The following is a 7,483-nucleotide window of genomic DNA, read 5'->3' on the forward strand; positions in this document are numbered from 1 at the left end:
GGGGTATCAACTTCTGGCGTTGATTTTTGGCACGCTGTTGAGTTCTCAAGGAACGGACGCTTCCTTTGTACTCACCCTCTCGGGCTTTCCTCCGGGCTTTCGTTCTGTTCTTGCGTTTCCGACTCTATCAGACTCTTTCGTGTCCGACTTCCTCGGTGCTTTCCAGGTTTTCGCTTTCGCGTTTTCCCTTTCCAGCGGTCCCGACTCTATCAGTGCTTTTCCTTCTCCCTGACCACTCGCCGCATTGCCGAAAAGGCATACGAAAAGACGGATGGGATCAAGATCGATACTGAAGAGGAGGAGTCCCGTCCATCGGCCGTTCGCGAGAAGTTCACACGAGGCGTCCTGGCGGGAGTCACGACAGTACAGCTCTGGGGGTGCCCAAGCAAATCGATTCAGGCGTATGGTCTAGTCCACCGGTCTAGTCCACTAGTCTCCCTGCCAACGGGGACGCTCGGACCAGGTCCAACATCGGGCGAACCCGAACATCTTGTGCCATATCCTTCAGAAGAGTACGCCGTTCGCGACAGGCAGTGACGGCGACACGAAGAGCCCCACCCCTGGGAGGCCCCCATGACCAGCGTGACGTCCCCACTTGCCGGACGCGCCATCGGACTCGCGGCAGTGCCCGATCCGGTGTTCTCCGGCGCGATGGTGGGACCGGGCACCGCTATTGATCCCGTGCGTGAGCCGTCGGAGGCGGTGTCCCCCGTCGACGGTGTGGTCGTCTCCCTGCACCCGCACGCGTACGTAGTCGTCGACGGTGAGGGTCACGGTGTACTCACGCACCTCGGGATCGACACGGTTCAGCTCAACGGCGAGGGCTTCGAGCTCCTCGTGAACAAGGGCGACACCGTGACCCGTGGCCAGGCCGTCATCCGCTGGAACCCCGCTGCCGTCGAGGCAGCCGGCAAGTCGCCGATCTGCCCGGTCGTGGCGCTCGAGGCGACGGCCGATTCCCTCTCCGACGTCGTCGAATCCGGCGACGTGAAGGCTGACGACGCTCTCTTCAGCTGGCAGTGAGACGTCCGCCTGTACAGGCGAGTCGGATATCCACCGCGGCGGCTCGGCCCGCCGCTCAATCGGAGACGGGTGAAATGGAGACAACGCTGCGAGGCGTCGGCGTGAGCCACGGGGTGGCGATCGGCGAGGTGCGGCACATGGGCACGGCTGTTCTGGAGCCGCCGGCCCGGCAGATCACCGCGGATGAGGCGGCGCGCGAACAGGGGCGCGCCCGTCAGGCCGTGAGTGCCGTGGCGGCCGATCTGATCGCGCGTGGCCAGCTGGCCGGTGGCGAGGCCCAGCACGTGCTCGAGGCCCAGGCGATGATCGCCGAGGACCCCGAGCTGATGGCGGACGTCGACCGGCGGATCGCCGTCGGCAGCACCGCGGAGCGCGGTGTGTACGACGCGTTCGCCGCGTACCGCGACCTGCTCGCGGGGGCCGGCGAGTACATGGCCGGCCGGGTGGCCGACCTGGACGACGTACGCAACCGCATCGTGGCGCGGCTGCTGGGTGTGCCGATGCCGGGTGTGCCCGACAGCGACGAGCCGTACGTGCTGATCGCGCGGGACCTGGCTCCCGCCGACACGGCACTGCTCGACCCGGCGCTCGTCCTCGGTTTCGTGACCGAGGAGGGCGGGCCGACCAGCCACAGCGCCATCCTCGCGCGGGCCCTGGGCGTGCCGGCGATCGTGGCACTGCCGGGTGCCGGTGAGATCGCCGAGGGCACCATGATCGCGGTGGACGGCAGCACCGGTGACCTGTTCGTGGACCCGTCGCCGCAGAAGCGGGCCGAGCTGGAGGCCGCGGCCGCCGAGCGCAGGGCGGCTCTGGCCGCCTCGTCCGGTCCGGGTGCGACGTCCGACGGTCACAAGGTGCCCCTGCTGGCCAACGTCGGAGGTCCCGCGGACGTGCCGGCGGCCGTCGAGGCCGGGGCGGAGGGTGTGGGTCTGTTCCGCACCGAGTTCCTGTTCCTGGACGACAGCAAGAAGGCGCCGTCCGAGGAGAAGCAGATCGAGTCCTACCGCAAGGTGCTCGAAGCCTTCCCCGAGGGCCGGGTCGTGGTGCGGGTGCTCGATGCCGGCGCCGACAAGCCGCTGGACTTCCTGACGCCGGGCGACGAGCCCAACCCGGCGTTGGGTGTGCGCGGACTGCGCTCGCTGCTGGACCACCCGGACGTGCTGCGTACGCAGCTCACCGCGCTGGCCAAGGCGGCCGAGGGACTGCCGGTCCACCTCGAGGTCATGGCCCCGATGGTCGCCGACCGGATCGACGCCAAGGCCTTCGCGGACGCCTGCCGGGAGGCCGGTCTGAAGGCGAAGTTCGGCGCGATGGTGGAGATCCCCTCCGCCGCGCTGCGGGCGCGCTCGATCCTCCAGGAGGTCGAGTTCCTGTCGCTGGGCACGAACGACCTGGCCCAGTACGCGTTCGCCGCCGACCGTCAGGTCGGCGCCGTCTCGCGGCTCCAGGACCCGTGGCAGCCGGCGCTGCTCGACCTGATCGCCATGGCGGCGGACGCCGCCAAGGCGGAGGGCAAGAAGAGCTGCGGTGTGTGTGGCGAGGCCGCTTCCGATCCGCTGCTGGCCTGTGTGCTGACCGGTCTGGGTGTCACCTCTCTTTCGATGGGTGCCGCTTCGATTCCCTATGTGCGGGCGACGCTCGCCAAGTACACGCTGGCCCAGTGCGAGCGGGCCGCGGCGGCGGCGCGTGCGTCGGACACCGCCGAGGAGGCCCGCAAGGCCGCTCAGGCGGTGCTGTCCGGCGAGTAGCCGGTAGCCGCATGGCGCGGTGTTCGTTTCGAGGGGCCTTCGCCGGTGGCGAGGGCCCCTCGGTGCGTCCCGGACCGGTCAGTGGTGCGGTCCGGGTGCGTCGACCTCGTAGCCCGGGCAGTATTCGACGCCCGATTCGGGGGCGACGGGGTCTCCGGTGTCGGCGTCGGTGCAGTAGGCGTTGAAGACGGCGGCGGCCGACAGGGCGGTGAGCCGGCCGCGGTCCAGGCGCCAACCGTGGACCCGGTCCCGGCTGCCCTGACCGGTGGTGCGTACCACCAGTCCCCCGGGGCCGCCGAGGGCGAGTCCGGCGGCGAGGACCGTCACGAAGTCGAGGCCTTCGCGGGCATCGACGCACGGCGGTGCGTCCGGGTCGTCGGTGGTGTCGGCGTGCAGGACGGCGACGAGTTGTTGCGCCTCGGTGGGGATGCTGCAGACGAAGTGGTGGTGGCCGGGTCCGGCGCCGGCCACGAGGCGTTTGAGCGCGTCGGTGGCCCGGTCGAAGGAGGCGTGGCCGATGTCCTCGCCGCAGTCCGCGCAGTGACCGACCTCGGCGAGGACCCCGGTGGCGTACTCCCAGGTGGCCTGGCGGACCGCCTCGTCGACGAGGAGTGGGACGAGCTCGTCGATCGGCTGACCGCTGTAGGGCAGCAGAGCGCCGCTGCCGGCGAGCTCGGCGGTGAAGCGGGCGCGGGCTTCGACGGTATCCGGGTCGAGGCCGGTCTCCCCGCAGAACTCGGCGTACTCCTCGGGATCGAAGAGGGCGACGGTGGTGTGGATGCCCTGGGCGGCGAGGGACCTGAGCAGGCCGTCCACGTGGTGGAGGTAGTCCTGATGGTCGTCGAAGGTGAAGCTGCGGTAGCCGCGCATGGCCGCGAAGTCCCCGGCGTCGGCCAGGAGGCCGACGGTGCCGGGGACCTCACGGCGCAGCAGGCGGCGCCGGTCGGTGGTGCGGGTCCGGTGCGTGCCCGTGCGCGTGCCCGTGTTCGTACCGGTGTCGTTCTTGCGTGGCATGACTCCCCCTGAGTGTCGCAATCACTTGCTCACTCAGAGTAATCACCACCACTGACAGTGGCCTCAGCCGCGGGTGCGGGCCAGCTCCTCGTAGAAGTGGAGGAGGTCGAGGTTGTCGACGGAGCCCGGGTTGACCGCCTTGGCCATGGGGGTGCCCTGCAGGAGGCGCTTGACCGGGACCTCGATGCGCTTGCCCGTGAGGGTGTGCGGGATGCCGGGGACTTCCATGATCTCGTCGGGGACGTGGCGCGGGGAGAGTTCCTCGCGGATGGTCGCCTTGATCCGGGCGCGCAGGTCGTCGTCGAGGGTCGCGCCGGGGACGAGGTGGACGAAGAGCGGCATCCAGTAGCCGCCGTTCGGCTCCTCCAGGCCGATGACCAGGGATTCCTTGATCTCGGGGAGGCGTTCGACGGCCTCGTAGATGTCGGCGGAGCCCATCCGGACGCCCTGCCGGTTGAGGGTGGAGTCGGAGCGGCCGTGGATGATCACCGAGCCGTGGTCGGTGATGGTGATCCAGTCACCGTGGCGCCAGATGCCCGGGAACATCTCGAAGTAGCTGTCGCGGTAGCGGCTGCCGTCGGGGTCGTTCCAGAAGTGGATCGGCATGGACGGCATGGGGTTGGTGACGACGAGCTCGCCGACCTCGCCGATGACGGGCTTGCCGGAGAGGTCCCAGGCCTGGAGGTCCGTGCCGAGGCAGGCGGCCTGGAGTTCGCCGATGTGCACCGGGAGGGTGGGGACGGCGCCCGCGAAGCAGCTGCACACGTCGGTGCCGCCGCTGACGGAGGCGATCCAGAGGTCTTCGGCGACCTCGTCGTGGAGCCAGCGGAAGCCGTCGGGCGGGAGCGGGGAGCCGGTGGTGGCCACGCACTTCACGGCGGAGAGGTCGAAGTCGCGGGACGGGTGGACCTCGGCCTTGCGGCAGGCCATGACGTAGGCGGCGGAGGTGCCGTAGAGGGTGGCCTTCGTCCGCTCGGCGATGCGCCACTGGGCGCCCGTGTCGGGGTAGCCGGGGCTGCCGTCGTAGAGGACGACGGTCGTACCCGTGAGCAGGCCGGAGACGAGGAAGTTCCACATCATCCAGCCGGTGGAGGTGTACCAGAAGAACCGGTCCTCGGGGCCGAGGTCGCAGTGCAGGCCGAGCTGCTTGAGGTGTTCGAGGAGGATGCCGCCCTGGGACTGGACGATGGCCTTGGGGAGGCCGGTCGTACCGGAGGAGTAGAGCACCCAGAGCGGGTGGTCGAAGGGGACCGGCTCGAAGACGGGCTCGGTGTCGCCCGAGGTCAGGGCGGACCATTCGAGGGCGCCGGCGGGGGCGGGCGTGCCGAGGAGCGGGATGTGGACGACGGCGCGCAGGGACGGGAGGTCCGCGCGGAGTTCGGCGACGGTCTCGCGGCGGTCGTGCTCCTTGCCGCCGTAGCGGTAGCCGTCCACGGTGAACAGGACGACCGGCTCGACCTGCTGGAAGCGGTCGAGGACGCTGCGGGCGCCGAAGTCGGGGGCGCAGGAGGTCCAGACCCCGCCGACGGCGGCGGTGGCGAGGAGGGCGACCGCGGCCTGGGGGATGTTGGGGAGGTAGCCGCTGATCCGGTCGCCGGGGCGGACGCCGAGGGCGCGCAGTTCGGCGGCGAGCGAGCCGACCTGGCGGCGGAGCTCGGCCCAGCTGACGGGGACGACCTCGTGGGTCTCGTCGACGTACAGCAGGGCGGGGTCGCCGGCGCGCGCCGGGTCCTCGGCGGCGCGCAGGGCGTGCTCGGCGTAGTTGAGGGTGGCTCCGGTGAACCAGCGTGCGCCGGGCATGGAGCGGTCGGCGAGGACGGACGCGTACGGGGTGGTGAAGCGGACGTCGAACCACTCGGCGACGGCCTGCCAGAAGGTGTCGAGCTCGTCGACGGACCAGCGGTGCAGGGCCGGGTAGCCGCCGTCGGCCGGGGCTCCGTGGCGCTCGGCGGCCCAGGCCTGGAAGGCGGTGATCCGGGCCGCGGCGATCCGGTCGGGGCCCGGCGCCCAGAGGGGTTCCGGCTGCGTGGCTGAGGTCATGGGTCGGCTCCCGGTCAAGTCTGCGGCTCGCGCTTCGTGTGCGTACGGTGCCGTCGCGCGGGGGTGTGGGCGCGGCGGCTCACAGGGACCATGCCATGTGATCGTCCGCTGCACCAGGGCTGTCCTGGCGGGTCGGGTGATCGGCACCGGGGTGCCGCTGCCGGGTGAACGACAGTTGAACGCCGTCCCCTCGGCCGGGGGCCGGTGGCAGGGTGAGCGGCATGAACGGTCGTGATCTGGTACGTGCGGTGAAAGACATCGGTACGGAGCGCGGTCGGCGCGCCTGGCGCTCGGCCTGGCGCCATCGGCGCTCGGACGCGGTGGGGCTGCCACGCCGGGGCGCGGAGCGGGCGCGCGTGCCGGGACTGCTGACCGGTACGGAGGCCCGGCCGGGCGGGGGCGTGCTGCGGTTCGCACGCTCCGACCTGCTGGTACAGGTGATGGTGGGCGGCGCGGTGTTCTGGAGCTGGGACGGGGCCGGGCCGACGCCCTCGTACGCGGTGGTGGGCGAGGGCCCCGAGCCGGATCCGCGGGCCGCGCTGGAGCCGGACACCGGGGGCGGCTGGCGGGTGGTGTCGGAGCGGGTGACGGTGGCGGTGTCGCGGCACGGAGCACTGGAGGTGCGGACGCCGGGCGGGACGGTGTTACGGCGGGAGGCGCCGCCGCGGTGGTGGGAGCCGGTGGATCCGCGGATGGGCGCGGCTCGGTGGCTGCAGCGCAGCGAGGTGCCGGCGGACGCGCGGTTCTTCGGGTTGGGCGGGCGAGCCGCGGGGCCGCGGCTGCGGGACGGGGCGTACCGGCTGTGGAACACGGATCCGAAGGGGGGCTTCGGGCCGGGGGTCGATCCGCTGTACCTGACGATGCCGGTGCAGATGGTGGTCGCGGACGCGGGGACGCATCTGGTGTTCCACGACAACTCGTGGGACGGGCGGGTGGTGCTGCGGGAGGGTGAGGAGGGCGCGGGTTCGGGTGCGGACCGGCCGGGGGCGAGTGAGCTGCGGATGGAGGGCGGGCCGCTGCGGTGCTGGGTGCTGGTGGGGACGCCGGCGCGGGTGCTGCAGGGGTGGTCGGGGCTGACGGGTGCGGCGGCGGTGCCACCGGAGTGGGCGCTGGGGTACCAGCACGCGCGGTGGGGGTTCGGGAGCGCGGAGGAGGTGCGGCGGGTGGTGGCGGGGTACGCGTCGCGCGGGCTGGCGCTGTCGGCCGTGCACCTGGACATCGACCACTACGACGGGCATCGGGTGTTCACGGTGGACGCGGAGAGGTTCCCCGATCTGCCGGGGCTGGCAGAGGAGTTGGGGGACATCGGGGTGCGGCTCGTGTCGATCGTGGATCCGGCGGTGAAGGCGGGCGACGGGGTGCACGCGTCGGGGCTGACGGTGGGGGCGGGCGGGGCCTTCGTGCGGGACGCGCGGGGCGGGGAGGTGCGCGGTGAGGTGTGGCCGGGCGAGTGCGCGTACCCGGATTTCACGGATCCCGCGGTGCGGGAGTGGTGGGGCGGGCTGTACGAGGAGCGGCTGAAGCAGGGCTTCGCCGGTTTCTGGCACGACATGAACGAACCGGTGTCCTTCGCGCCGTTCGGTGACACGACGCTGCCGAGGTCGGCGCGGCACGCGTTGGACGGGGCGGGCGGTGACCATCGCGAGGGGCACAACGTG

At 71.4% G+C, this 7,483-nt stretch carries 6 protein-coding genes; 4 read left to right on the top strand and 2 right to left on the bottom strand.

Features of this window, described 5'->3' with window-relative positions; translation table 11 throughout:
* From AB8A24_RS42560 to ptsP, 3 genes are all read left to right on the top strand, one after another.
* On the top strand, positions 1 to 232 hold a 232-nt coding region (locus tag AB8A24_RS42560; RefSeq protein ID WP_369479189.1), incomplete at its 5' end, for a hypothetical protein.
* Between the two features lie 341 nt (positions 233 to 573).
* Positions 574 to 1,023, top strand: coding sequence for a PTS glucose transporter subunit IIA (locus tag AB8A24_RS42565; RefSeq protein ID WP_328964162.1), 450 nt, complete (start codon positions 574 to 576; stop codon positions 1,021 to 1,023).
* Between the two features lie 74 nt (positions 1,024 to 1,097).
* A complete protein-coding gene (ptsP, locus tag AB8A24_RS42570; protein WP_328964161.1) occupies positions 1,098 to 2,771 on the top strand; it encodes a phosphoenolpyruvate--protein phosphotransferase in 1,674 nt (557 codons plus the stop codon).
* Between the two features lie 78 nt (positions 2,772 to 2,849).
* Here the strand turns inward: ptsP and AB8A24_RS42575 are convergent, their stop codons facing one another.
* Positions 2,850 to 3,785, bottom strand: coding sequence for a hypothetical protein (locus AB8A24_RS42575; protein WP_369479190.1), 936 nt, complete (start codon positions 3,783 to 3,785; stop codon positions 2,850 to 2,852).
* Between the two features lie 63 nt (positions 3,786 to 3,848).
* Positions 3,849 to 5,825, bottom strand: coding sequence for an acetoacetate--CoA ligase (locus AB8A24_RS42580; RefSeq protein ID WP_369479191.1), 1,977 nt, complete (start codon positions 5,823 to 5,825; stop codon positions 3,849 to 3,851).
* Between the two features lie 440 nt (positions 5,826 to 6,265).
* On the opposite strand from AB8A24_RS42580, the gene AB8A24_RS42585 reads away from it, so the two are divergent.
* The coding region (locus tag AB8A24_RS42585) for a TIM-barrel domain-containing protein (protein WP_369479192.1) at positions 6,266 to 7,483 on the top strand (1,218 nt) is incomplete at its 3' end.

Source organism: Streptomyces sp. BF23-19, from assembly GCF_041106355.1.
Lineage (GTDB): Bacteria > Actinomycetota > Actinomycetes > Streptomycetales > Streptomycetaceae > Streptomyces > Streptomyces virginiae_A.